Consider the following 24,599-nt stretch of genomic DNA (forward strand, 5'->3'; position numbering starts at 1 on the left):
GAGGTAATCAGGATTGCCTCTAGAAGCCAAGTTTAACTGCTATATAAATCCTAGACAAGTCTAGATTGCTATGGTGTACTATTTTGGCTTCCCAGGGGTAGAGGGTGTGAACCTACTTGACGTTTATTAAAAGTTATATAAAGTTGCTAAAAAATATTATCAAGCCGTCCCTATGCACTCAGCTACTGTAATTTGGTAGAGATTATCAGAGTTTAAAGTATTTTATTTGACAATTTTGATTAAGCACTGGGGACTGGGGACTGGGGACTGGGGACTGGGGACTGGGGACTGGGGACTGGTGACTGGTGACTGGGTAATCAATTTTATTTTTTCAAATTACCAATTACCAATTACCAATTACCAATTACCAATTTACGGTAGCCAGAGGGGATGAAAACCAACTAAGGGCAGTTGTTCTGGCTTAATTTCGGGGTTTCCTTGGTCAGTGATAGGTAAAAGAGGCATTAACCACAGACTGCTCGTAGCTATCGGTTCTCCATCATCTGTTTTTAAGGTATTGACTGGTAGGGTGGTGGCCGTATCTCCTACTGGAACTATCTGGTCAAACAAAATAGCCAACCCATCGGGTGCTAAACTCATTTGCACATTTCTTTGGGCGGGGGGTAGCATCAACAGTGGTTTTTGTTCTTGGGTTTTGAGGTTAATCGCCACTAAATAAGGTTGTTCTATGTATTGTTCCTGTGATACTAGCTGTGTTAACAAACAGTAAAGGGTGGGTGAGGCAGGATCAAAATTGCAACCGAGAATTGAACCTGTGGTTTTTAATAGTTGTTTCTGTACACCTTGGTTAGTGACTAAGAATAAATCCCGCGTGTAATCAGTATTAAATTTGATCATTGCTGCCTGGGAACCATCTTTAGAGAAAGCTTGAACCAAGCCAAATTGCGGGAGAAAATCTAGGGGTTTAGTTGTATCTCCTTCTAGGGATAAAATTGCTGTTCCTTGTCCTTGGGCAACTGCTACGGCTTTGCTATCTGGTGTAATCAGGAAGTCTCCTCCGGGTTGGCTTTCTAAGCGTTGTGGGGTGGGTTTTTCTCCTGAACTGTCCCTGGGTGCTGACAACTGCCACAGTCCAAAGTCTCCGGGATTATCTCTTTTTCCCCTTTGGACTACTATTGTTTGTCCATCAGGAGAGAGGTCAAATTTGAGGTTTTGATACTCTTTGTTATCTAAAAGTAGGTCAAGTTTACCTGGTGCTTCAGGTTGTTCACCTGGTTCACTAGTAATACCTGTGGTGACTGTATAAATTTGGGCTGAGAGCAATTCTGGATTTTTGGAGGAGCGAGCCGAGAAAAGTATTTTATCTCCGTTGGGAAATGGCTCAAAGTCCATAACAATTAGGTCTTTGGGGGTCAGTACCTTTTTTTGTTCTTGGGTGAGGTTATACAGTACCAATTTTCCCTGTTCTTCTTGATTAGCTCCTATGTAAATTAAGGCTCGATTCCGAGTAGAAAAGCTACCTGTAAAGGCTTGCATGAGCCTGTTTTTGCCTTGTGTTTGGGAAAATTTATCTCTAGCTCCTTCTAGAGAAACTTTATAGTTAGTCCCGTAAGGTGCTGGAGTGACGAGTGTGTAAACCATTCGTCGTCCTGCCCAACTGATTTTACCTGCCAGTGGGGGATCGATTTTTAAATTATCCTCGACGCTTTTGGTGTCCATTGGACGACTAAAGGTGAGGGTGAAAGCTGTGTCTTCAGCGCCGATTTTTTGATTCTGCCAAGTAAAATTGCGAACGACTGGTCTAACTGCATCACCTTGCCAGATCACAAATCCAATCAGCAGACTTAATAACAGCATGAGGGCGATCGCTACCCGATCTAGTGCTTGGATAGATTTATAGGATTTTGTCATTAGTCATTGGTAATTGGTAATTGGTAATTGGTAATTGGTGATGGGTGATTAGTGATTGGTGATTGGTAATAGGTGAATGCAATGAAAGGATTTTGGATTTTGTATTTTGGATTATTTTTGTCATCTCCAATCTAAAATCTAAAATCTAAAATCTAAAATCTAAAATCTAAAATTTTCTTTCCCAGTCCCCAATCACCAATCACCAATCACCTATTCCCTAATAACTATATGGATTTTTGGGTTGGGGAATTTCCTTGAGGGAAGTAGCTTTAATAGTTAATCGGCGTTTATTGGCTATGTTTTCTGTGATCATCTGTCCTTCAATTTCTAGCCAAGTATCTGGTGGGTATTTATCGCGGTTTTCTGGAAGTTGAACTGGTAATCCTGCGGGATAGGCATCGGCTGCACAACAAGTAATCACAAATCTGGCTAATATCAAATGATTTTGATCTAATTCTGGGGGATGAATCACAAATCCCTGGACTTTGACTTTTTGCCCTGTATAAGCGTCCGGTTCTGGATAAACGTTAAGTGTGCGTACCCAGTCGATCAGGGTTCGCTCTTCTGGACGGATGGAGGCACGAAAAGCTTGGGGTTGGGCGCGTGTTGCTCCCAATAGTTCAGTTATACCGCGCTCTAGTGCTGTTTGAGAGCTAAATACTTGGGGGGTAATGATAAATCCTAAAACTGCTGTGGTTAACAGCAACCCACTACTCCAACCAGGGGGAAATAGATTTATATGCTGCTGGTTATTGGGTACTTCATACCGCCGACGTTGTTTCCAAAGTTGTAGTCCCTTGAAAAAACCAATGATTAGTAACCCCATAGCACCCAAAATGACTAACCAAAAGAAATCTGGGTGAATCAATAAATTTAGTTCGCCTGTGAACCAGTATTTGAGCATTAAAATTCCCCAAGCTGTAATCGCTAACACATCTAGCCAAGGGAGTAACTGATTTTGGATTTTGGATTTTGGATTTGGGATTGTAGTCATTATTTATTGAGTCATTATGTTAGTTGTAATTTGTCATAGATAACGGAGAATTTACAAAAATTACATGACTGGCTTACATGACGTGCAAATTCAAAATTAAGGTAAATAAAAGTGTTAATTGTCCGGATAAAGCAAATAGATAAAATAGAGCTTTAGGTTTGAAAATTGATAACATCAATCCAACACCTTTGATATCAATCATTGGTCCAAATACTAGAAAAGCTAACAAAGAACCAGTGGTAAAGGTTGAGGCGAAAGATAGGGCGAAGAAAGAATCGACAGTGGAACAAATTGATACTACTGCTGCTAGTACCAACATAGCCAGAATTGAGGTAATTGAACCTGCACCTAGACTGAGGATGAGTTCACGGGGGGCTAATACTTGAATTGCGGCTGCTATTGCACTTCCTACTACCATCACTCCGCCTAATTCCCGTAATTCTTGAACTATATTATCCAATACTAGACGGAGTTTATCTGCAAAAAGTTTATTTGGGGTAGAAGTTGTGATATTTGCCTGGTTTAAATTTCCACCCAGCTTTGTAGATATACCTGCTTTGCCACCAAGAATATAAGTTCCTGATTGTAACAGGGGACTAACCGATGGTTCTTCTTGTAACTGATAACGTTTTCTCTTGGTTTTAGGTTCGGCTTGAGTGGGGGGATTAAATTTCAGATAACGTGCGATCGCCGGTTGCAAGAAAGGACTTAAATCTTTTTGGAAGCTGAAAACAAAACCGATAATTGTAGCGATCGCTAAGGACAATACGACTCTTAACACTACTATTTCTGGTTGATCTCTAAATGCTGTCCAAGTTGCCCAAATCACAATTGGGTTAATTGTCGGTGCTGCTAGTAAAAAGCCTATGGCTACTGGTGTGGGTACTCCTTGCATTAATAATCGCCGTGCCACTGGCACGTTACCGCACTCACACACTGGAAATAAAAAGCCGATCATACTGCCAAACAAAGCTCCCAGCAGGGGATTTGTGGGCATTATATTTACCAATTTGCGCTCATCAATAAAAAATAACAGCAAACTGGAAAATAACACCCCTAGCAGCAAAAAAGGCATGGCCTCGACTAGCAGACTCAGAAATAGGGTGAAACCATTGTTCAGTTGATTGATCATCATGTCGCAGTCAACAGCGGTTGGGAATTTTGGAGTTATGCCTAGTCATTTTATCTAAATCAGGAAGAAACGGGGATCAATCGGGGATCAAATGCAACGTTGTCAGCATTTAGCCGTCTGTCTTGAGCAGTCAGCTTTTTAAACGATAACCTAACTTTACATTTTACACTGCTACCTCAGATCACCATAAAACGAGTGAATTTAATTTTGTCTGATTACTTATTAGGGGGATATTCAAGTAAATTTTGACCACGTTGGTAAATTTCCTTTGCATAATCTGTCCACGCTCCTTGTCCCCAATAACGAAAACAGCTTGTTTGTAACAAGAGGTTATGTAATAAAACTTGGCGGTAGTGGGTTTCTCTAGTTACAGGTTTATCTGATGTATTTGACAACAGGTGATCAAATTTTTGATGAAATAAATTACTTAATTCATACATGGGAGATAACACATTTTCGTATCCTTGCACCCAACTAATATGATTCGTCCATGATGCGCCGTCAACATGGAAATTAGGGTTAGTTTTCTTGATTGCTTGAATAGCATTTTCCACAGCATCCGGTTGATAATTATCTATAGCTATTCGCTGCCAAATTTGATGTTGTCCGATGGGTTGACATTGGGGAAAATCTTCTGGTTGACAACCAGCAACTTCTAGTAATTCTAAATATTCTGTACCACAAACACCGACAACGCCACTTTTACCTCCCCCATTTTCTAACATATCCCACCAAGCTTGTTTAAAACCGCCAGGAAATTCATTCATCATTACACCACCGTTTTCACCATCACCGATTTGAGTAACGATTGGCGGTATTAAAACATCTCCTAATTGTTGTTTATTTAAAGTTTTCGCTTCATAGTATGGCTGCATTTGGGCAACTAATTTAGTATCTGAACCTTGGGTTTTAATTAATGCGGTAATACTTATTGTTTCTCCTTGGGAATTACGGGCAATTAATTGATGTGGTAAATGTTTATAATTCAAAGGTTCACCGTTAATTGTTTCTACTGTATGTTCTTGCACCAATAACCAACGATAACCACATTCTTTGAGGGCTTTGATAAATGCAAATAGGGTATCTGGATGGTTTGGGAGGTGCATTTCTGGGGGTGAAAATCCTTTAATTCTTGCTAGTGCTTCCCATCCGAAAATTGCTGCAAAATGATGTTGCCAAGCAATAATGTGTAGTTTAAGATCAGCTATGGGTGTGGAAGGAATGACTGCATGACTCCACATTGTTCCCAACCATTCTACATAAGGCTGATAGGTAGGATCGCAAGTGATACGTTTGAGATTTTCTAAAATATCACTTCTTCCCATTTGTTGCAGTCCCCATAATAGATTACCAGAATAATCCAACATGACACGGGGATTACAACCTTGATGGACTAATTCAGGAATAAATTCTCCCATGCGACTATAACAATAAGCGAATGGTCCTGCGTTGTGGTTGTCTCCTTCGTTTTGGTGTTCAAACATATATTGCAAGTTGCTGATCAGTGAACCATTATATCCTGCTGGTATAGTGGGTTGGTGCATATGGAGAGCGATCGCAAATACCGCTTTTACATCTGCTAATTTGATATTTGTTGTTGGTAAAAATACAGGTTGATTATGGTTGACTACAGATATAACTTCTTTTTCCCAACCTGATATATTTGGTAAATTATCAATGATTTCGGGTAAATTTGATAGATTAGATGGTAATTTCAACATTTTCGTTTTTTCCAAAATCAGGTATAACTGTCAATTTTGCACTGATATTTAACAATGAATACCCCAAGCCATGCAATTATAAATCTGGTGATTTTTCATCAACAATTACGCACTCAGGCAAGTCCAGCTATTATCATCGGTGCAATCCTTCCTGATATTCCCATATTTGTGTTCTATTTTTTGATGAAGTTTGTTTACCGTTTACCAGAACGGCAGATTTGGTCTGAGGTTTATTATCAACCTTTTTGGCAATTTATTGTGAGTACGTTTCATTCCATTCCTCTAGCTTTGCTGGGTGTTTTAATTGCCCATTTTGGAAATTGGCAAATAATTGAGGTTGGTTTTATTAGTATGGTGTTGCACTCTTTGTTAGATTTTCCTGTTCATAATAATGATGCACATCGTCACTTTTTTCCTTTTAGTAATTATCGTTTTATTAGTCCGGTGTCTTATTGGGATGTTAAGCATTATGGGCGCATTGCTGCTTTTGTAGAAATTTTGTTGGTTTTGGGGGCAACAATTTATTTATTTCCTGGTGTTCACACTTATTGGGGTGCGGGTTTGTTGGTTGCGGTTAATGTATTTTATTGGTTTGGCTATTTTCGGTTTTACCTGAAAAGGAAAATTAATTGAATATCCCCCCAACCCCCCTGAAAAAGGGGGGCTTTTTTCTATTTCTGAAGCTCTCTTGCCTTTGTGTGCTTTGTGTCCTTTGTGGTTCTTTGTTTCATAATTTTGCGTAATTACTAAATTACTAATTTATGAAATAAACCGCAAAGTTCGCAAAGTTCGCAAAGTAGAAATTTTTTAAGTAATTACAGCTATTTTCAGGTAAATGAACCACATCTTGATTCAGGTTTCGCGCAAAGGCACAAAGGAGCAAGGGTGCAAAGTCAGAAAGAAATTAATTTAGAGTGTGGTTTAAATACATGAAAACTGCTGTAAAGTTAAGGCGTTGTGTTTCAGAGAGGTGGTATTAAGGGGGATGGAGTTATTGACAATTACTTGCGGGCAGTTCCAAAAGCTAGACGATTTCTAGAAAACAACGAATTGCTAAAGTGTTGAATTTTTGTGATGAAATTCTTGATGATGTTGGTTTGAGGTTGTTTGTTTGGTGCTGTTAGTTGTAATACTATTTCTAGTAACCAAGGGGCTAGGTTTTGACACCAAACTGCTAAATGAGATTGCCATCCAACTAATATTTCTGATCTGTCTTTTTGCAGTCCGATGATCAGGGTTTGGGCTACTTGTTGGGGTGTCATGGGGGTAACACCGCGAAATAGTTTTAAGTCGCGCACCATGTCTGTGTCTGTGAGGGTGGGAAGTAAGGCCACAACGCGGATGTTGTGTTCTGCTAGTTCCCGTCTCAACGCTTGGGTAAATCCTAAAATGGCAAATTTGGTGGCGGAATAGGTGGCCATTGTTGGTGCTGCTACTTTACCCATGAGACTGGAAACGTTAACAATTGTTCCCTCTTTTTGGCTGGCCATGCGTCGCGCTATCAAACTTGTGAGGGTGTACATTCCCAATAGGTTGACGGAAAGTTCTTCTTGCACTTGGGGAAGTTTTGTTTGCAGAAATGAGTTTTGGTATGCGATCCCGGCACAGTTAACTAACAGGTGTATCGGTCCGTGATTTTTCCAAATTTGGGCGATCGCAATATTCACGCTGACTGGTTGGGTTAAGTCTAAAGGAATGATTGTGGTTTCGGTTCCCAATTTCTCGATTTCTTGGGCGACTTCGGCTAATTTTTGGCGATCGCGTGCTACCAAGATTAACCGCTTTACTCCTTGCTGGGCTAATTCTAATGCGATCGCTCTTCCAATGCCACGAGAGGCCCCCGTAATTAGAGCAACTTTACCTTGAATATTCATCGGTTTTTACCTCCAAATTTTCCGCCTTCCCTTTCTTTTCCTATCTCTGGGTAAGACGATGAATGGTAATTCTATTCACACGAGATTTTTCTGTTACTCATCTGCAATACCCCTCTTTTGCTGACAAGGTAGAAATTTCTCGTTTTGACGATGGTTTTCTCAAAACTGAAGTTCATTGGCAGAGTGGATACAGCGCATCGGTTTTACCTCTCTTTGATCCGAGCTTTTACCAGTATGTTGCCACTACACACACTAGCAACTAAATCAAGGGATTGCAATATTTTTTAATAAGAATTTCTTAACAATTCTTTACAAGGTTATATTATATATGCGGTATTTTAGAGAGATAAGGTTTTATTAATACCATGTGATCCCTGTGTTGATTCTTTGATATTTGGAGGGAGTAGGATTTTGATAGTGATTAAACGCAGATAAATGCGTCTAGATGAAGATAATAAAATATAGAAATTTGATTATTTAATTCTTTGATGTTATTTTTAATCATGTAAATACTAAATATACATCCTACGATTATCAATAGGATGTATATAACCGTAATTAAACTTTAGTTGCTATTTTTAGTAAGATTCAAACCTTCTACTATCATAGTAAAAAGTTAGAAATACATTATCATCCACCAATATTCCTAAAATGATATCTAGGTTTTCTCGAAAATAGGGACTACCGGATTCATCATCATCTGATAAAATTGGTTCTTCTAAAATTTCTACAACAACAGCTGGCTGATTTTTATAAGGTATTTTCCTATTTTTGAGATATTCTTTCCATTTAACTAATTGTCCAACTTCAAAAGTCTCTTTTTTGAGGAAATTTTTACACGCTGTTTGTAATTGAGTTATATATTCTTCTCCATAGCTTTCTTTCTCTGTCGCAATTTCTTCTTCATCTTCGTCAAAGTTACCAGTTTGGAGAGATTGAACCAATGCACCTATTAAGTCTTGGTTGTTGTCTTTTTTTTCACTCATACGAATTATTATTTAACTCCCTATCAAGAATAAGCTAATTGAGGATTTTTTGATTGATATTGTATTTTACCACTATTTTTTAATGCAGCACGATTTATTTTTCCAGGAGTAGGAAAGATGTAATTATTGTGTTGTTTGAATTCTAAGATTAACTCTGGTAAATAGGATCTAATTCTCTTGCTGATTTTTGCTAATAACCGACTTTGACGCGATCTAATTTCTTCTTTATTTCTTACTCCCTCTACTACATAAAATGATTTAGGAGGTAATAAATTATAACTAGCGGGTACGACATCTAATAACCACCAGTTAAATAACTCACGTCTCCCTTGAGAACCTGGAAAAATGGCATAACCTTCTAGGCAATCTTCTAAAATATTTAAAATTGCTTCTACAGACTGATCATAATTAAGAACTCGAACTGCATTATCAAAAACATCTAGTGCTTCATCAAGTATTTGAAAGTTTGCTATTTCTTTCTCAATATAAAAATTACGATTTTTTGAGATAGCTTTCAATAATTCTTCGGTACTAAGCTCACTGATATGATTTTTGGTATTATTAATTGAACTAATAATTATAGCGATAATTCTACTTGCTAACAAATTAATAATACGTTTTGGTAGCAAATTTTTTGGCTGATAGTATTTTAAAGTAGGCTCTACAACTAGAGTTAAGATTAGCGTCATCCAGAGATAGCGTAGATGAGTTAATGTCTCGTTACTATCCCGCATTGATGTTAAAACTTCATTGATAGTATCATCAAGTGAAGTTCTTCCACTGGATTCTGGCTCATATAGTTCTGCATAATGTTCTAATTTTATTTTGTTAAATAAAACTTGGAGATGGAGAGGAATCTCATCTGATGAAGAATTTTGAAAATTTATGGATTTTACTTTTGCCAAGATCATAAATTTTTGCTCCTTTTATATTATCATATTAAGCATTATTATTCATATTAATACTGTATGTTCTTATGCCTGAATAGGCGGATAGGGATAATCCCAAAATACTTGTTCTAATGGTAGGTTTATATTTGGAAATTTTTCGTTAAATTGGCTAATAACTCCTTGACAACTTTGGCAGGGCTGTCTTTCAGTGTAAAGATAGATAGTTCCTTCTACATGAATATCATATAACTTTTCCAGAGTATCTGCAATTTCCGAGAATACTTTGTATTCTGAATCTGTATCCATTAAGTATCCACTATAAGGGTCAATTGTTGGCTCAAATTGGCCTCCTTCTGACTTTGGCTTGGGTTTTTGAGGAATGGGACTTTTGTTGCCTCCTTTAGCTGTTGCACCTACGCAAAAAACAACATCACCCTTGAGATTTATTTCAGCAACTGCAACATTGCTGTGAGGATATTCTCTTTTCAAGTATTTTGCTCTAATTTGAGCAGCAGATTTTCGCAACCTTTCCTTAATTGGATTTTCCTCTCCATCTTTAAAATTTTCTTCCGTATTTTTCATGTCACGATACTAACACCAGTATGAGGTGTTATTTCCCTGATAACATAAATAATAACTCACTAATTCAGCATCCACAATCAAACAGGTATCAAAATATGGTACGTTTAAAACTCTGGCAATTGATCATCCTCATCTCACCAATAGCAATCATTATTACCTTCCTCCTCATATCCGCAGGAATGCAAATTCACGCTTGGGGAATAAATTGGATTTGGGGTATATTTACCATTGTATTTGTAGGCTGGAGATGGTTATTAGTAAAATGGACAAAACCTGTTGTGAATCAAATTGAAAATGTCTTTGCTGAAGTCAGAAAAGAATTAGAATCTAGCAGCGATAATAATATAGATGTATCCACTGGAAAAGACAAAACCCAACAAATAGAAATTGCATTGCAAAAAGTCCTCAATGATGCTCAAAATGATCGTCCAATTTGGGAAGATTTGCAAACTTTCTGGCAAAGATGTCAAAATTTAGTAATTGCGATCGCTCAAATTTATAACCCAGAAGTTAAATATCCACTTTTAAATATTTACATTCCCCAAGTCTATGGACTTATTCGTGGTACTGTGGATGACATGGATAAATGGATGCAAAAATTATCCCCTGTTCTTAATCAAGTTACCGTCGGACAAACTTATCAAGCTTATGAAGTTTACCGTAAATTAGAACCATCTGCACGCAAATTTTTAAAAGCTTGGAATTTCGCTAAATGGTTTTTAAATCCTGTGGCTGCGGTAGCCAAAAAAGCCAGTGAAGGTATTGGTAATCGCGCTTCTCAAGAATTATTAATTAACCTAAATCAAGTATTAAGAGAAGCAGCTTTGCGGAACTTATGCAAACAAGCAATATCCCTTTATGCAGGAACTAAAATTGAATTACCTACCCCCACCCTACCCCAACCTAAAACCCAAACCCTGCGCGATATTCTCACCCAAGCAGAACCACCAGAAAAAGTAGAACAAAAGCCAGTTAACATTCTTATTGTCGGTAGAAATGGTGCAGGTAAAAGCAGTTTAATCAATACACTTTTTCAAAGTGAACTAGCAGCAGTTGACGTTTTACCCAGCACCGATGAAATTAAAACCTATCATTGGCAAACAGAAACCGGAGAAATTCTCAATCTTTGTGATACTCCTGGTTATGAACAAGTAAAACGCGATGATTTGCGGGATGTAGTCATTGATTATGCCACAAAAGCCGATTTATTATTATTAGTAACTCCGGCACTTGATCCCGCTTTACAAATGGATGTAGACTTTCTCCAAGACATTAAAAAAGAAGTCGCAGATGTACCCATCATTACCATTGTCACCCAAGTAGATAAATTACGTCCTATCCGTGAATGGCAACCTCCATATAATTGGCAAACGGGAAATAAACCAAAAGAGATTTCCATCAGAGAAGCGACAGAATATAGAAATGAACTGTTAGGAAGATTCTCTAATTTGGTTTTCCCAATTGTTACCATTGATGTAAAAACAGGGCGCAATGCTTGGAATATAGACGAATTATCGTTAGGATTATTATCAGAAATAGATCCTGCTAAACAATTACGCCTCACCCGCTTTTTACGCAACTTAGAAACCCGCATTACCGAATCTGCGAAGATCATTGATAATTACACCTTTCAAATGGCAACAACCCAAGGACTTACCGCACTGCTAAAAAGTCCAGTTTTGCAATTTATTTCTACCTTATCAACAGGTTCACCAACCCTTGCTTATCTGTTAGCAGAAAAAATACCCGTTGAACAATTACCGATAGTTATTGGTAAATTGCAAATCGCCTATGAACTGTTTCCCCTATTAAATACAGATAGGGAAAAATCACGCAACTTTGATTTATTATCTCTTTGGCCTTTGTTATTAGAAAATTCTGGTACACCAGATAGTAATGCTTGGGCATTTGGTCATGCTTTAATAGAATATTGGACTCAGAATTTAACCATTGAACAAATGCAAGAAAGATTTAATTATTACATCAGGAGTCAAGAGTCGTAGGGGCGAAGCATTCGGAAAATAGCCTTTTCATAAAATTGATAATTGGTCGCCCGAATGCTTCGCCCGTACAGGTGTCAGAATTAAGTTTTATCTCGTTATCTCGTTCCCAGTCTCTGACTGGGAATGCCATCCTAGAGTCTCTGACTCTAATTTAACAAAAGGCAGAGCCTTCTAAAATTCATTCCCAGACAGAGTATGATAACGAGAAAACGAGAAAAGAATTAAAATATAAAATCTAAAGCTTGCTTGATAATCAATTCTTGATCTATCATATTTTGTAAAGTTAATCCATCATAAATTCCCCCAAAAGCTTCTAAAGCAGCATTATCTAAAGCTCGATCATAAGCTTGTAACAAAATCTCCTCTAGTTCTTCTTTATGCAAATAATAACCTCCAGCTTTGCGACGTTTGTTAACTCTAATAATTGCATCCGTCGCATTACGAATAGAAACATCCCAGGAATTAGTTGTGCGTTTTTCTGAATGTTGTTTAATTAAGTGAACTAACAAAATGACACAATAACTATAAATCTTATTAATTTTATCTTCTTTGCTCATTTCCTCTAATTCATCTATTAAATTTAGGGCAGCTTCTAAGTTGCCTGTAATAACTAATTCTCTGAGTTCTAATAATTCTTCCATAAATCACTGTGACATTACTAATAAATTGCTAATAAAATTAATAACTGCTCTATTATATCTCGTTATCTCGTTCCCAGTCAGAGACTGGGAATGCCATCCTAGAGTCTCTGACTCTAATTTAACAAAAGGCAGAGCCTTCTAAAATTCATTCCCATACAGAGTATGGTAACGAGAAGAAACGAGAATAATACTTACAAAAAAAATTAATAATCTAATCATATTCCGGCTCAAGCTGTGCCACCGTCACTGCATTAAAAGCAAAAGCAAAAACCAAAGGCATGGGACACTTAAAAACAAAGGTATAAATCACAGATAAAATGGTAATAACTACAGCCGTTATTGACCAAAATAACTCATCATTTGTTAAACCATTTTCTTCTTTAATTAATCTTAAAACATGAACCGGAATTGGTTCTGGCATGACTCCCCCAGGAGGAAACGCCCAATAATTACCACGACGTTCCATAAATAAATCTGTCCAGCCGTTTTCCATACACCAAGCTTCGATCCATTCGATAGAATAATGATTGATCATGAACATACAAATTCCATTTTTCAGTTTGAGTCGTCAATGAATATAGATTGAACAGAGATTCCTAACCAGCTAACAGATAGCTATAGAATTAACCTTAATGCCATAATAGTTAAATTAATCGAAAATTTGAGTGCAGCAATTAATGTTGCTGCTCTTAGTCAAAAGACTAGCAGGGAATAGAGATGGTTGGCAACAAAAGATAATAAACTTTACTTGAATTAATGAATATCAATAAATGTAAATTAAAAGATGAGTATTAGCTAACTTCTTCAGGAAGAATTGATTTATCAAACTTTCGAGAGAATTTAAAGACTCTTTCCCAGAAGACAAGAAAATCACATTAAAAAATATTAAGCAAAACCTATATCCTTCTCAAGATAATGAGGTAAACTGAAACACATGAAACATTACAATTAGTTAAGAAGTTAAGAAATGATGTATTTGCGAAAAGGTTTACCATTGCTTTTAGCGGTTATGATCTGGTGTGTAGCATTTCCAGCCATAGCGGTGGACTGGACTCATCCCCTATCATTTAGTAATGCAGAGTTGGGAAGACATGACTTTTCAGGACAAAATTTACAAGCTGCGGAGTTTTCTAACGCTAACTTAGAAATGGCTAATTTTACTGGTGCTGACTTGCGGGGAGCGGTTTTGAGTGCTTCCGTGATGACACAAGCAAATTTACATGGAGCAGATTTAACCAATGCGATGGTTAATGAAGTAAAATTAAATGGGGCTGATTTAAGTGATGCCGTTTTGTTAGAAGCTATTTTGCTGCGTTCCGTTTTTACTGATGTTAACATCGAAGGTGCAGACTTTAGTGATGCAATTTTAGATAGAGCGCAAATTAAAGAGCTATGTCAAAAAGCTAGTGGTGTCAATTCTCAAACTGGTGTTAAAACTCGTGAGTCGTTAGGATGTCGATAAAGCGTATTGGTATAATTGGTGGTGGACAACTGGCCTGGATGATGGGGGATAGTTCCAAAAAACTAGGATTAGAATTAATAGTACAAACTCCTAGCAAAAATGATCCCGCTGTATCTATTGCGAAGGATACCATTTTGGCCGCAGTTGATGATGCAGCAGCCACGGAAATTTTAGCTACAAAATGCGATGTCATCACCTTTGAAAATGAATTTGTTAACTTAGATGCTTTATCTTTGTTAGCGAAGAAAGGTGTTTGTTTCCGTCCCAGGTTAGCTGCTTTATCTCCTTTATTAGATAAATATCATCAACGTTGCTATTTTCAGGATTTAAAATTACCAGTTCCCCATTTTTTCGCTGTCGAAAAATCAGAAATTTCTGAAAATATAGCTTCAAATATAGCTTCAAAAATAGAATATTTAGGGTTTCCTGTTGTTCTCAAAGCCAGACGACATGGTTATGATGGACAGGGAACTTTTATTATCCATGATTTGGCTACTTTGTCAAAAGTAGTTAATGCCAGTAATACACAATTCTTAGTAGAAGCTTTTGTCCCTTTTACCAAAGAATTAGCTATAATTGCAGCGCGTTCTGTGACTGGGGAAATAGTCACTTATCCAGTGGTGGAAACCCAACAAGAACAACAAGTTTGTCGTCGAGTTATCGCACCAGCGGATATTACTTTTGAGCAAGCAGCAGAAGTTAATGCGATCGCTCATACAATATTAAATAGTTTAGATGTAGTCGGCGTGTTTGGCATTGAGTTATTTATCACCGCTGATGGTAAAATACTCATTAACGAAATTGCACCCAGAACTCATAACTCTGGTCATTTTTCCATAGATGCTTGTACAACTTCCCAGTTTGAACAACACCTGAGAGCAGTTGCTGGGTTATCTTTGAATGATACAAGTTTACATTGTGCTGGTGCTGTGATGGTTAACCTGCTAGGGTATGAAAAATCATACAGCGATTATGTACAGCAAAGACAAGAATTAGCAAATATTCCCCATGCTTACCTGCACTGGTACAGTAAAACCGAATCTCGTCCCGGTCGTAAACTTGGACATATCACAGTATTATTAGAACAGCAAAACCGAGATGCTATAGAGTCCATCATTCAGAAGATAGAATCTATTTGGTATCCTGTTTAAATTGGTGACTAGGGACTGGGGACACTTCGACAAGCTCAGTGCATGGCTGGGGACTGGGGACTGGGAATAGAGTAAAATAACCACCCATAACTGACAACTAAAAAATTTTTTCATTACCCTCTACACAAATCGGTTTTCACAGTTATAATGAATTAGTTACACTACGACGTTGGTGACTGCCCTCAAGTTTTTTGATCTATGTCTTTAACGAAAAGGGAACCAATTCGTTCTTGTGGCAGTAAACCGAGCTTGCACTCGGAAACTTTAAACAAGCAACACCCGTTCCCACCTGGTTTACCCAGGTCATAAACTTAGGTAAAACGGCGTTGTGGTGAACTTAAACAGTTTTTAAAAACTAAAAACATTTCCGATCCCCAACTTATTCAAGAAGTCGGGGATCTTATTATTTATTATTATCATAACGGGCAAGATGCCCGTACCACAAGATTTTTACCACAAGATTTTTATTTTACTCACCTGCTGGGTTTTTTCTTTCTGCTATTCTCAACTTAGCAGAACGAGAACGCGGGTTATTTTTTATTTCCTCTTCTGTTGCAATAATCGGTTTTTTAGTTAAAACTCTTAATAACTCCGAGTTTCTTAAACCGTGTTTAACTATTCTATCCTCTAAACTGTGAAAACTGATAATGGCAATTTTACCACCAGTAACCAGCGCGTGAGGTGCTTTTTCTATCAAAGTTTCCAATACTTTTAACTCATCATTAACCGCAATTCTTAAAGATTGAAAAACGCGAGTTGCAGGATGTATTCTTCCATGTCGATATTTAGGAGGAACAGAATAAAAAATTGCATCTGCTAATTCTGTAGTAGTTTGAAAAGGACGCTTTTCGATAATTCTCTTCGCTATTTTCCTAGAAAGTCTTTCTTCACCATATTTAAAAAATATATCCGCTAATTCTTGTTCATCCCATTCATTAATTATATCAGCAGCAGTTAAAGACTGTTGTTGATTCATTCGCATATCTAAATTAGCAGTATTTCTAAAACTAAAACCCCTTTCTGGGTTATCCAAATGATAGGAACTCACGCCCAAATCTGCTAAAATGCCATCATAAGTGTTTGCAGGAAATTGAAAATTAGCAAAATTGCTATGAATAAAATTCACCCTATTTCCAAACTCTGCTAAATTCTCCTGTGCAGCTTTTAAAGCATCCAAATCTTGATCAACTGCGGTAATTTTTGTGTTTTCAGCACTTTCTAATATTAACCGACTGTGGCCACCACCACCGACAGTTAAATCTAAATAATTTCCACCTGGTTGAATATTTAAACCTGTAATTACTTCCTGACTTAAAACAGGAATATGGGAAAAAGTAAATTCATCTAAATCTATGGGGGTTTGTAAATCTGATGTATTCATTAATTTATTAAAGTGATGATTATTATTTGACGTAAAATCATTAATAATTAAACGCAGATAATTTAATTCTCCTAAGAAGCCAGTTTAGTGTTAATAAAACTAAAAATCCTTTCTAATTCTAATAAACCAGCTAGTTCTGCTTTTTCATCAGAATTTAGTAAATTTTCTTTATTCTTTTCTAAAAGTTCTTCTAAACGAACTTGTAAATCTTCTGTAAAAGAAAAAGGACGAAATTGATCTGCAAGATTCAGGTTTATTCCATTGGGTAGCCAAGATGAAGGATTTTTCATTAATTCTTGCATAAATTATGTCCCACCTTGATGTTTTTATTTCGCGTAGGCAGATTTGTTTTGATTGACAATCTCATTCTAACGTAAAACTACCGTATTTATCAATAATTTTATCAACATCTTCCATAATCTTAATAGTCTCCGACATGATAGTTAGTAGGGTGCGTTAGTGATAACGTAACGCACCAACTTGAGTTATAAAAATTTTCTGAATAAACCCATCAAATTGTATCACCACCTGATTTATTCATCCAATGTCTATTTATTATTTTGCTTTGTAATTGCTTGTTTTACCGCCTCGATATCTAACTCAAGTATACGCGCAATTTGTTCTAGATTTAGCCCCTCATTTAACAGTTTAGGAATAGTTTTTAACTTAGTTTCCAACTCTGTTTCTTCTTTTACTTCTTGATAAAATCGGGTTTGTTGCCATTCTGTTAATCCAAACATTGCTTCTAACTCCTGACGGCTATAGGATGAGAATTTGTAAACTAACATTCTTTCTACTAATTCTAAAAGATTTCGACCCTTGGCCGCATCTGCTTTATTCACCAAATTGATTAAACTTTTTGCTTGTTGGATAGCTTCCTCTTCAGGAGCAACTACTAATTTAATAATTTCTAAACCTATTGAAGATGATGTATCAACTATTTCATCTAAATAAATGACATGGATTAGTCCAGCAGTGAGTAAACTTTGATATGCTAAAGGTATTCCCGGATCAAGATCCCGATTTGCCCATAATACAACTGCTTGCCATGTTCTTTGAGGTTTATATTGGTTTAAGTAAAGAAACGTTTCGGTAATTAATCGCCAGTATAAATTATCATCACTTTGGAATTGTACTTCTACAAAATAAATCGGATCTTGTGGATATTCTGATTTGGGTAAAAATAAGCCATCTATTCGTCGCGCTAATTCTTTGATTTCCACAGAGGAAAATTCGTAGTGTAAAGCTAGTGTAGGTGACTGTTCTAGTAGTTCAAATAAAACACTAGGCATATTTTGCAGTAATGTGTAAAATATCGTGTGCAATTTGTCCAAAAATACTTCTTAAAAAAGGATTAGTTTTTGGTAACTTAAAAGCTGCCGTTTCCCGTGAAAAAGTCTGCACATTACCAGTATTACATCTTGCTGCAAACAAACCATAACAAATAGTTTGAGCATACATATCCGCAAACTGTTCACCAGTTAAACCCTTAATTAACACCCGTTCAAAAGATTCTAACTGTTGACGTAACATACCCCCCTGATCATCATCATTTAACGCCGTCTTAATTGCATCCCTAATTAATTGAGCTAAACCAGCCATCCGTTTAGCTAAATCCTTCGGTGTAGTAATTTGGGGAACTTTAGTTAATAGAAACTGCCGGAAAAGTTGCTCAACTTCATTAATACCATGATCATCAATTTTAATTGTTTTTCTTTTATAAATACTTCCCAAAGAAGCAGATAACCTTAACTCACCTTGGACATACCAACGAAATTCTAAATAATCAGTTAAAATCAAATTACCTAAAGCATCAAAATAACGTGCCATTTGGGAAGTTTTCACAACCTTATTCAGAGAAACGCCAATATCCTTAGCCTCAATATGACCAACTTCCAAAACACCGTTTTTTACCACAAAATCAGGCGCACCGCAAGCAATACGTTTAGGTTCATTAATAGCTTGAATCCCCGAATCCAAAGACTCAATTAACTTCTTCAAAGCAGGACGATAACTATGCTCAGTAGCATTTTGAGATTGATAAACCTGACTAACTTCTTGAATATAAACCTGTAAATAATTCATAATAAAAACTCTTGCTTCTCTCTCTGCGACTCTGCGCCTCTGCGTGAGCCATAAAAATTAATTAGCCCAACGATAAAATAAATATATCTCAAACCCAGCAAAACCACCCAAACCTTAATAAAACTTAGACACAAACAACACCACCCGTCAAAAATTCCCCCCACCCCACAACCAAAGAGAAAATAAAAAAACCAGACTCACAATCCCTTGAATCGCCAGATCCCTATAATAATTGAAGAAGCAAGACAAAATAAAACATCAAGTACAACTCCAAACCTGCTATCCTGACAAGCTGAAAATTAGCAGATGCAGTAAATTGTATCTGGTTAGCATCTTGGTGGTTCAATACAAACTGTTGACAACGGGAGAACACCACATCTATGAGTAGAATAGAAACCCGCACTGAACCAATGGTGCTAAACATGGGTCCTCACCACCCTTCAATGCACGGGGTTCTGAGATTAATTATGACCTTAGACGGTGAAGATGTCGTTGACTGTGAACCAGTCATTGGTTATCTACACCGGGGGATGGAAAAAATAGCTGAAAACCGTTCCACCGTTATGTATGTTCCCTATGTTAGCCGTTGGGACTACGCAGCGGGGATGTTTAACGAAGCGGTGACAGTCAATGCACCAGAAAAATTAGCAGGTATTACAGTTCCCAAACGCGCTAGTTACATCCGTGTAATTATGCTGGAACTAAACCGCATCGCTAACCACTTATTATGGTTTGGTCCCTTCCTTGCAGACGTAGGCGCTCAAACTCCCTTCTTCTACCAATTCCGGGAACGGGAAATGATTTATGATCTGTGGGAAGCGGCTACAGGTTATCGCATGGTAAATAACAACTATTTCCGTGTGGGTGGTGTAGCTGTTGATTTACCTTATGGTTGGGTAGATAAGTGTGAAGAGTTCTGTGATTACTTCCTCCCCAAAGTTGACGAATATGAACGCTTAGTTACCAATAACCCTATTTTCCGCCGTCGTATCGAAGGTATTGGGACTATTACCCGTGAAGAAGCGATTAACTGGGGTCTTTCTGGTCCAATGTTACGCGGTTCTGGGGTGAAGTGGGATTTGCGGAAAGTTGACCATTATGAATGTTACGATGATTTCGACTGGGATGTACAGTGGGAAACCGTAGGTGATTGTCTCGCTCGTTACATGGTGCGGATGCGGGAAATGCGGGAATCTGTAAAAATCATCAAACAAGCTATCAAAGGTTTACCCGGTGGTCCCTATGAAAACCTGGAAGCTAAACGAATGATGGCTGGTCCAAAGTCAGAATGGGATGCGTTTGATTATCAGTATGTTGCTAAAAAAGTTGCTCCCACCTTCAAAATTCCCTCTGGTGAAATTTACTCCCGTGTAGAAAGCGGTAAAGGTGAACTGGGAATTTATTTGGTAGGTGATAATAATGTCTTCCCCTGGCGGTGGAAAATTCGCCCCGCAGACTTCAATAACCTGCAAATTCTCCCCTCTTTGTTACGTGGTGTGAAGGTAGCAGATGTTGTGGTTATTCTCGGTAGTATTGACGTAATTATGGGTTCTGTGGATAGATAAGCTTTCCCATTACGTCATAGATAGTTTGATATTTATTTTATATATAGAGGTGTGTTTTATTGCATCTCTATATTTTTTTATCTATATTTTTTTATCTCTAAATATTAAGAAATTTAAAGTTTTACAAAAAATAATAACTTAACATTTCAAATAATGAAAAAATGTTTTGTTTCTTAATAAATTTTCATTTTTCAACAAAAATATTTGTTGATTTTAATGTTTTGCAAAAAATATCTAAGTAGGAGAATTTATGATTATAAAAATTCTTGAATTTGTAAATTAATTATTTTCTCTCAACTTGCTGATAAGCTACTATATAAATCAACACAATTTTTATGTAGTTTTTACCTGAAACCTGTGCAAATTCATTCTCAAGCTCAATTTGAAAGTATTCAAAATCAACATCAGCACCAACAACATATTGAAAAAGGTTTACAAACTCTACTGGATCGTCTGATAAAAAAGATTAATCGAGATAATTTAATCCGCAAAACCATACATCAAATTAGAGAAGCTTTACAGGTTGACCGCGTAGTTATTTATTACTTCTACGAGCAATGGCACGGTCAAGTAACATTTGAATCTTTAATTTCAAAAAAATTATCAATTTTAGGTTCAAAGGGAGCAGATAATTGCTTTAATAATGAATATGCGACCTTGTATTTAGATGGAAGAATCAGAGCGATCGCTGATATTGAATTAGAACCTATTCATCCTTGTCATCAAGATTTTCTGCGTAGTATCCAAGTACGTGCTAACTTAGTTGTACCAATTGTTATCCCTAGAGGTTTATGGGGTTTGCTGGTAGCTCATCAATGCCATAATTCTCGTGTATGGTCAAAAGCAGATATTGAAATTATGCAAAAAGGGGCGCAAACTTTAGCAACAAACTCTAAGATTTTAGAGAGTTAAAGAAAGTTAAATTTTTGATTTTTTATGGATTCTAACCCCGCATTGTATCAAACTATAGCCAGTCACATTCTCACCAGTCCCCAAAAACGCATTACCTTTGCTGAGTACATGGACATGGTGTTATATCACCCAGACCAAGGCTATTATTCCAGTAATGCAGTTAACATAGGTTTTCAAGGTGGTGATTTTTTTACCTCATCGAGTTTATGTGATGATTTTGGTGAATTACTGGCTGTTCAATTTTACCAAATGTGGGAAAATTTAGATAGACCAAAATCTTTTGATCTGGTAGAAATGGGAGCAGGAATAGGTGTTTTAGCTTCCCAAATTCTCAATTATCTAAAAATTAATTATTCAGACTTTTTTGATGTCATAGAATATATTATTATTGAGAAATCACCCAGTTTAAGACAGGAACAACAACAAAAATTACAGGAATTTTCTGTGCGCTGGTTAAACTTAGAAGAAATCACACCTAACTCAATCATAGGTTGCTTTTTTTCTAATGAATTAATTGATGCTTTTCCTGTGCATCAGTTCACCATAGCAGAGGGAAAACTGCAAGAAATTTATGTAACTACATCCCAAGACCTAACCCCCCAACCGCCTTCCCTACAAGAGAAGGGGGATAACAATAATTTCCCTCATCTTGTAGGAGAGGGGTTAGGGAAAAAGTCAAATATTGAATTTATCGAAGTTGTTGGGGAAGCATCCACACCGCAGTTAGCAGAATATTTGCAGTTAGTGGGGATTGACATCAGCCAAAATGCTTATGAAGAAGGTTATCGCAGTGAAATTAATTTAGCCGCTTTGGACTGGTTGAGTATAGTGGCTGACTGCTTGCAACGCGGGTATGTGCTAACAATTGATTATGGCTACCCTGCAAGTCGTTATTTTCATCCCAGGCGATCGCAAGGAACTCTACAGTGCTACTACCAACACCGACATCATAATAACCCATACATCAACATTGGAAAACAAGATATTACCGCCCATGTTGACTTTACAGCTTTAGAAAGATGGGGAAAAAGATGCGGTTTAAATCAAGTGGGTTGGACACAACAAGGTTTATTTTTGATGGCTTTAGGTTTAGGAGAAAGAATAGCCGCCCTTTCCTATCAACAACAGTCTATTTCACAACTACTCAAACGCCGGGAAGCACTACACCAACTCATCTCCCCAGAAGGACTAGGTAACTTTGGGGTTCTCGTGCAAAGCAAAGGATTGACAGAAACAGAAACTAGGCGATCGCTCCAAGGACTAACTATACCAGAGTAGAGGGGATTGGTGATTCAATTTTGGATTTTGGATTTTGGATTTTGGATTGTTTTTCTTAACTCCAATCTAAAATCTAAAATCTAAAATTATCCTGACTCCTGACATTAAAACTATATTTGGTGAATCCTGATATCCGTCTTTCTTGGACTAGGATAACAGTGATTACTTCAAGTTAAAAACCTTGGCAAAGAAACAACTATGAATACTCATGATCTGATTGTCTTAGTAACCCTACTTAGCCCCGGCATCCTACTATCAGTTGTAATTATGGCAACTTTCGCCGCCGGAGGCTAATTTCTGGGGACTGGTGACTGGTGACTGGGGACTGGGGACTGGGGATTGGTGACTGGGGACTGGGGACTGGTGACTGGTGACTGGTGACTGGTGACTGGTGACTGGTGACTGGGAAGATAAATAACCCAATTACCAATTACCAATTACCAATTACCAATTACCAATTACCAATTACCAATCACCAATTACCAATCACCAATTCCCTTTTTACTTACGATTTACCAAAGGAACGTGAAACATGAAGGTGGCATTTCTGGGAACTGGATTGATGGGACTACCGATGGCTCAAAGGTTATTAGCTGCCAATATAGAGCTAATTGCCTACAACCGCACCCCAGAAAAATTAGCACCATTACAAGCAGCAGGGGCAGCAATTGCCACAAAACCCCGTGAAGCAATTCGTTCTGCTGAGTGTATAATTCTTATGCTATCTAACGCCGCAGCTATTTATCATGTCTTGCTCACAGATACTTCTTGGCATACTTTATCAGGACGCAGCATCATTCAAATGGGGACAACTACTCCCCAAGAAAGCCAAGAAATCAGAAATGCGGTAGTTGCGGCTGGTGGTGAATACATAGAAGCGCCTGTACTCGGTAGTATCCCAGAAGCGGAAACTGGCAAATTAATTGTCATGGTGGGTGGTGAAGAAGAACAATATCAACGCCATGTCAAATTACTATCAAATTTTGGACCCGATCCTGTATACATTGGACCTGTAGGATCAGCAGCATCCCTGACTTTAGCACTCAATCAACTCATTGCTTCCCTCACTACTAGCTTTGCCCTGAGTCTGGCTTTTGTCCAGTTGCAAGGCATTGATGTAGAATTATTTATGCGAGTCCTGCGGGACAGTAAACTTTATGCGCCTATCTTTGATCAAAATCTAAACCGGATGTTAGATGGCAATTATTCCAAAGCCAACTTACCCACCAAACAATTGATCAAAGAAATAGATTTATTTATCTCTGAAGCTAAATCCCTTGGTTTGAATCTCAGCAGTATTGAGGGTGTAAAACACATCTTACAGTCAGCAATGAAAATGTCCTATCCAGAAGATGATTATTCTTCTGTTTTCCCCGCTATTCGAGAATGGGGTGAAGCCAGCGGAGAGTAGGGGACAGGTGACAGGTGACAGGTGACAGGGTTAAGATGAATAACCCAATTACCAATTACCAATTACCAATTACCAATTACCAATCACCAATCACCTTAAAATGGAATGTCGTCTGGATCGGGTTCTGCTTCTGTCGTGGGTTGATAGGATGGAGGTTGAGAACTTACAGGTTGATAGGTAGGCTCTGGGGTGGTTGGTTGGGGTGCGGGATTTGTAAATGTTGTAGTTGGAGTTTGTGCAGGTCTGCTTGATTGATGATTGACAATCTCTAGGGGACGTTGTGCTGCTGGTTGATCCGTTGGTACACCTTTGCTTAAAGCATGAATCCGTTGTACTGTCAACTCAGCACGTTTTTCTTTAAATCCTTCGGGACGCTCAAAAGTATTCATCCCTAAGCGTCCTTCGATGATCACGCGATCGCCTGGATGATAATTTTGATGAATGTCTTTGGCTAAGTTACCCCAACTTACCACTTTTAACGGATGTGAGGGATCATCTGGCCGCAACCCCGCTACATGAACTATCATTTCTGTGATTTCCAAACCGTCGGGTGTGTGTCGCAGTTGGGGAGCATCATAAATTTCTGCCATTAAAATACAACTGTTCATAGTATTTCCTCCTATTAACTCAAACTTTACAATATTCGGGAAATTAATGAT

General features: G+C 37.6%; 25 protein-coding genes and 1 other RNA gene. 10 read left to right on the forward strand and 16 right to left on the reverse strand.

Annotated features, from left to right (window positions below):
* Positions 1 to 372: 372 nt before the first annotated feature.
* The 4 genes from PN497_RS07600 to PN497_RS07615 all read right to left on the reverse strand — a co-directional run bounded on the left by PN497_RS07600 (position 373) and on the right by PN497_RS07615 (position 5,719).
* Entirely contained in the window at positions 373 to 1,872 is a 1,500-nt protein-coding gene (locus tag PN497_RS07600) for an Ig-like domain-containing domain (protein WP_096565181.1), read from the reverse strand.
* A gap of 217 nt (positions 1,873 to 2,089) precedes the next feature.
* A complete protein-coding gene (locus tag PN497_RS07605) occupies positions 2,090 to 2,866 on the reverse strand; it encodes a TIGR03943 family putative permease subunit (RefSeq protein ID WP_096565184.1) in 777 nt (258 codons plus the stop codon).
* Between the two features lie 73 nt (positions 2,867 to 2,939).
* On the reverse strand, positions 2,940 to 3,998 hold the full coding sequence (locus tag PN497_RS07610; RefSeq protein ID WP_096572535.1) for a permease: 1,059 nt from the start codon (positions 3,996 to 3,998) through the stop codon (positions 2,940 to 2,942).
* Positions 3,999 to 4,213: 215 nt separating this feature from the next.
* Complete coding sequence (locus tag PN497_RS07615; RefSeq protein ID WP_096565186.1) at positions 4,214 to 5,719, reverse strand: glycosyl hydrolase family 57; 1,506 nt, start codon at positions 5,717 to 5,719, stop codon at positions 4,214 to 4,216.
* Between the two features lie 54 nt (positions 5,720 to 5,773).
* On the opposite strand from PN497_RS07615, the gene PN497_RS07620 reads away from it, so the two are divergent.
* A complete protein-coding gene (locus PN497_RS07620; protein WP_096565188.1) occupies positions 5,774 to 6,352 on the forward strand; it encodes a hypothetical protein in 579 nt (192 codons plus the stop codon).
* A 368-nt stretch (positions 6,353 to 6,720) separates the two neighbouring features.
* Here PN497_RS07620 and PN497_RS07625 read toward each other — a convergent pair whose 3' ends face one another.
* Positions 6,721 to 7,593, reverse strand: coding sequence for an SDR family NAD(P)-dependent oxidoreductase (locus tag PN497_RS07625; protein WP_096565190.1), 873 nt, complete (start codon positions 7,591 to 7,593; stop codon positions 6,721 to 6,723).
* Between the two features lie 62 nt (positions 7,594 to 7,655).
* Here PN497_RS07625 and PN497_RS07630 point away from each other — a divergent pair, with 62 nt between their 5' ends.
* On the forward strand, positions 7,656 to 7,856 hold the full coding sequence (locus PN497_RS07630) for a hypothetical protein (RefSeq protein WP_137667044.1): 201 nt from the start codon (positions 7,656 to 7,658) through the stop codon (positions 7,854 to 7,856).
* Between the two features lie 315 nt (positions 7,857 to 8,171).
* Here the strand turns inward: PN497_RS07630 and PN497_RS07635 are convergent, their stop codons facing one another.
* From PN497_RS07635 to PN497_RS07645, 3 genes are all read right to left on the reverse strand, one after another.
* A complete protein-coding gene (locus PN497_RS07635; protein ID WP_096565192.1) occupies positions 8,172 to 8,579 on the reverse strand; it encodes a hypothetical protein in 408 nt (135 codons plus the stop codon).
* Between the two features lie 23 nt (positions 8,580 to 8,602).
* Positions 8,603 to 9,490, reverse strand: a complete 888-nt coding sequence (locus tag PN497_RS07640) for a hypothetical protein (RefSeq protein WP_096565194.1) — start codon at positions 9,488 to 9,490, stop codon at positions 8,603 to 8,605.
* A gap of 63 nt (positions 9,491 to 9,553) precedes the next feature.
* Complete coding sequence (locus PN497_RS07645; protein WP_096565196.1) at positions 9,554 to 10,051, reverse strand: deaminase domain-containing protein; 498 nt, start codon at positions 10,049 to 10,051, stop codon at positions 9,554 to 9,556.
* Between the two features lie 95 nt (positions 10,052 to 10,146).
* Here PN497_RS07645 and PN497_RS07650 point away from each other — a divergent pair, with 95 nt between their 5' ends.
* The gene (locus tag PN497_RS07650) at positions 10,147 to 12,054 is read left to right on the forward strand and encodes a GTPase family protein (RefSeq protein ID WP_096565198.1); all 1,908 of its coding nucleotides are present in this window, start codon (positions 10,147 to 10,149) and stop codon (positions 12,052 to 12,054) included.
* 221 nt (positions 12,055 to 12,275) lie between these two features.
* Here PN497_RS07650 and PN497_RS07655 read toward each other — a convergent pair whose 3' ends face one another.
* Together PN497_RS07655 and PN497_RS07660 are read right to left on the reverse strand one after the other, a co-directional pair.
* Positions 12,276 to 12,695: a DUF29 family protein gene (locus PN497_RS07655; protein ID WP_096565200.1), complete on the reverse strand. Its 420-nt coding sequence runs from the start codon at positions 12,693 to 12,695 to the stop codon at positions 12,276 to 12,278.
* 211 nt (positions 12,696 to 12,906) lie between these two features.
* Positions 12,907 to 13,230 carry a slr1957 family protein gene (locus tag PN497_RS07660; RefSeq protein WP_187039902.1) on the reverse strand — a complete coding sequence of 108 codons (324 nt, stop codon included), beginning with the start codon at positions 13,228 to 13,230 and terminating at the stop codon, positions 12,907 to 12,909.
* A gap of 435 nt (positions 13,231 to 13,665) precedes the next feature.
* Here PN497_RS07660 and PN497_RS07665 point away from each other — a divergent pair, with 435 nt between their 5' ends.
* The 3 genes from PN497_RS07665 to ssrS all read left to right on the forward strand — a co-directional run bounded on the left by PN497_RS07665 (position 13,666) and on the right by ssrS (position 15,647).
* Entirely contained in the window at positions 13,666 to 14,157 is a 492-nt protein-coding gene (locus PN497_RS07665) for a pentapeptide repeat-containing protein (RefSeq protein WP_096565202.1), read from the forward strand.
* Entirely contained in the window at positions 14,148 to 15,308 is a 1,161-nt protein-coding gene (locus PN497_RS07670; RefSeq protein ID WP_272109875.1) for a 5-(carboxyamino)imidazole ribonucleotide synthase, read from the forward strand. The genes PN497_RS07665 and PN497_RS07670 overlap by 10 nt, the downstream gene beginning before the upstream one ends.
* A gap of 155 nt (positions 15,309 to 15,463) precedes the next feature.
* Positions 15,464 to 15,647, forward strand: a non-coding RNA gene (ssrS, locus tag PN497_RS07675) — 6S RNA.
* 130 nt (positions 15,648 to 15,777) lie between these two features.
* On the opposite strand, the gene rsmH is transcribed toward ssrS, so the two are convergent.
* The 4 genes from rsmH to PN497_RS07695 form a co-directional block, all read right to left on the reverse strand.
* Positions 15,778 to 16,689 (reverse strand): 16S rRNA (cytosine(1402)-N(4))-methyltransferase RsmH, encoded by a 912-nt coding sequence (rsmH, locus tag PN497_RS07680; protein ID WP_096565204.1) that lies wholly within the window; start codon positions 16,687 to 16,689, stop codon positions 15,778 to 15,780.
* Between the two features lie 71 nt (positions 16,690 to 16,760).
* The gene (locus PN497_RS07685; RefSeq protein ID WP_096565206.1) at positions 16,761 to 16,991 is read right to left on the reverse strand and encodes a hypothetical protein; all 231 of its coding nucleotides are present in this window, start codon (positions 16,989 to 16,991) and stop codon (positions 16,761 to 16,763) included.
* 246 nt (positions 16,992 to 17,237) lie between these two features.
* The gene (locus PN497_RS07690; RefSeq protein WP_096565208.1) at positions 17,238 to 17,981 is read right to left on the reverse strand and encodes an Rpn family recombination-promoting nuclease/putative transposase; all 744 of its coding nucleotides are present in this window, start codon (positions 17,979 to 17,981) and stop codon (positions 17,238 to 17,240) included.
* A complete protein-coding gene (locus PN497_RS07695; RefSeq protein WP_272109876.1) occupies positions 17,974 to 18,774 on the reverse strand; it encodes a hypothetical protein in 801 nt (266 codons plus the stop codon). The genes PN497_RS07690 and PN497_RS07695 overlap by 8 nt, the downstream gene beginning before the upstream one ends.
* 380 nt (positions 18,775 to 19,154) lie before the next feature.
* On the opposite strand from PN497_RS07695, the gene PN497_RS07700 reads away from it, so the two are divergent.
* The 3 genes from PN497_RS07700 to PN497_RS07710 all read left to right on the forward strand — a co-directional run bounded on the left by PN497_RS07700 (position 19,155) and on the right by PN497_RS07710 (position 22,529).
* On the forward strand, positions 19,155 to 20,339 hold the full coding sequence (locus PN497_RS07700; protein ID WP_096565210.1) for an NAD(P)H-quinone oxidoreductase subunit H: 1,185 nt from the start codon (positions 19,155 to 19,157) through the stop codon (positions 20,337 to 20,339).
* Between the two features lie 357 nt (positions 20,340 to 20,696).
* Entirely contained in the window at positions 20,697 to 21,251 is a 555-nt protein-coding gene (locus PN497_RS07705) for a GAF domain-containing protein (RefSeq protein ID WP_096565212.1), read from the forward strand.
* 24 nt (positions 21,252 to 21,275) lie between these two features.
* Positions 21,276 to 22,529, forward strand: coding sequence for a class I SAM-dependent methyltransferase (locus PN497_RS07710; RefSeq protein ID WP_096565214.1), 1,254 nt, complete (start codon positions 21,276 to 21,278; stop codon positions 22,527 to 22,529).
* 265 nt (positions 22,530 to 22,794) lie between these two features.
* On the opposite strand, the gene PN497_RS07715 is transcribed toward PN497_RS07710, so the two are convergent.
* Complete coding sequence (locus tag PN497_RS07715) at positions 22,795 to 22,959, reverse strand: hypothetical protein (RefSeq protein ID WP_272109877.1); 165 nt, start codon at positions 22,957 to 22,959, stop codon at positions 22,795 to 22,797.
* Positions 22,960 to 23,061: 102 nt separating this feature from the next.
* On the opposite strand from PN497_RS07715, the gene PN497_RS07720 reads away from it, so the two are divergent.
* The gene (locus PN497_RS07720) at positions 23,062 to 23,940 is read left to right on the forward strand and encodes an NAD(P)-dependent oxidoreductase (protein ID WP_096565215.1); all 879 of its coding nucleotides are present in this window, start codon (positions 23,062 to 23,064) and stop codon (positions 23,938 to 23,940) included.
* A gap of 95 nt (positions 23,941 to 24,035) precedes the next feature.
* On the opposite strand, the gene PN497_RS07725 is transcribed toward PN497_RS07720, so the two are convergent.
* Positions 24,036 to 24,548 (reverse strand): single-stranded DNA-binding protein, encoded by a 513-nt coding sequence (locus PN497_RS07725; protein WP_096565217.1) that lies wholly within the window; start codon positions 24,546 to 24,548, stop codon positions 24,036 to 24,038.
* Positions 24,549 to 24,599 lie beyond the last annotated feature (51 nt).

This window comes from Sphaerospermopsis kisseleviana CS-549, from assembly GCF_028329225.1.
GTDB classification, from domain to species: domain Bacteria; phylum Cyanobacteriota; class Cyanobacteriia; order Cyanobacteriales; family Nostocaceae; genus Sphaerospermopsis; species Sphaerospermopsis kisseleviana.

Excerpts from the sequence above, each read along its gene's own strand:
- PN497_RS07600 (WP_096565181.1), bottom strand. The coding sequence starts at position 1,872 with ATGACAAAATCCTATAAATCTATCCAAGCACTAGATCGGGTAGCGATC.
- PN497_RS07605 (WP_096565184.1), bottom strand. The coding sequence starts at position 2,866 with ATGACTACAATCCCAAATCCAAAATCCAAAATCCAAAATCAGTTACTC.
- PN497_RS07610 (WP_096572535.1), bottom strand. The coding sequence starts at position 3,998 with ATGATCAATCAACTGAACAATGGTTTCACCCTATTTCTGAGTCTGCTA.
- PN497_RS07615 (WP_096565186.1), bottom strand. The coding sequence starts at position 5,719 with ATGTTGAAATTACCATCTAATCTATCAAATTTACCCGAAATCATTGAT.
- PN497_RS07620 (WP_096565188.1), top strand. The coding sequence starts at position 5,774 with ATGAATACCCCAAGCCATGCAATTATAAATCTGGTGATTTTTCATCAA.
- PN497_RS07625 (WP_096565190.1), bottom strand. The coding sequence starts at position 7,593 with ATGAATATTCAAGGTAAAGTTGCTCTAATTACGGGGGCCTCTCGTGGC.
- PN497_RS07630 (WP_137667044.1), top strand. The coding sequence starts at position 7,656 with ATGGTAATTCTATTCACACGAGATTTTTCTGTTACTCATCTGCAATAC.
- PN497_RS07635 (WP_096565192.1), bottom strand. The coding sequence starts at position 8,579 with ATGAGTGAAAAAAAAGACAACAACCAAGACTTAATAGGTGCATTGGTT.
- PN497_RS07640 (WP_096565194.1), bottom strand. The coding sequence starts at position 9,490 with ATGATCTTGGCAAAAGTAAAATCCATAAATTTTCAAAATTCTTCATCA.
- PN497_RS07645 (WP_096565196.1), bottom strand. The coding sequence starts at position 10,051 with ATGAAAAATACGGAAGAAAATTTTAAAGATGGAGAGGAAAATCCAATT.
- PN497_RS07650 (WP_096565198.1), top strand. The coding sequence starts at position 10,147 with ATGGTACGTTTAAAACTCTGGCAATTGATCATCCTCATCTCACCAATA.
- PN497_RS07655 (WP_096565200.1), bottom strand. The coding sequence starts at position 12,695 with ATGGAAGAATTATTAGAACTCAGAGAATTAGTTATTACAGGCAACTTA.
- PN497_RS07660 (WP_187039902.1), bottom strand. The coding sequence starts at position 13,230 with ATGATCAATCATTATTCTATCGAATGGATCGAAGCTTGGTGTATGGAA.
- PN497_RS07665 (WP_096565202.1), top strand. The coding sequence starts at position 13,666 with ATGTATTTGCGAAAAGGTTTACCATTGCTTTTAGCGGTTATGATCTGG.
- PN497_RS07670 (WP_272109875.1), top strand. The coding sequence starts at position 14,148 with ATGTCGATAAAGCGTATTGGTATAATTGGTGGTGGACAACTGGCCTGG.
- rsmH (WP_096565204.1), bottom strand. The coding sequence starts at position 16,689 with ATGAATACATCAGATTTACAAACCCCCATAGATTTAGATGAATTTACT.
- PN497_RS07685 (WP_096565206.1), bottom strand. The coding sequence starts at position 16,991 with ATGCAAGAATTAATGAAAAATCCTTCATCTTGGCTACCCAATGGAATA.
- PN497_RS07690 (WP_096565208.1), bottom strand. The coding sequence starts at position 17,981 with ATGCCTAGTGTTTTATTTGAACTACTAGAACAGTCACCTACACTAGCT.
- PN497_RS07695 (WP_272109876.1), bottom strand. The coding sequence starts at position 18,774 with ATGAATTATTTACAGGTTTATATTCAAGAAGTTAGTCAGGTTTATCAA.
- PN497_RS07700 (WP_096565210.1), top strand. The coding sequence starts at position 19,155 with ATGAGTAGAATAGAAACCCGCACTGAACCAATGGTGCTAAACATGGGT.
- PN497_RS07710 (WP_096565214.1), top strand. The coding sequence starts at position 21,276 with ATGGATTCTAACCCCGCATTGTATCAAACTATAGCCAGTCACATTCTC.
- PN497_RS07720 (WP_096565215.1), top strand. The coding sequence starts at position 23,062 with ATGAAGGTGGCATTTCTGGGAACTGGATTGATGGGACTACCGATGGCT.
- PN497_RS07725 (WP_096565217.1), bottom strand. The coding sequence starts at position 24,548 with ATGAACAGTTGTATTTTAATGGCAGAAATTTATGATGCTCCCCAACTG.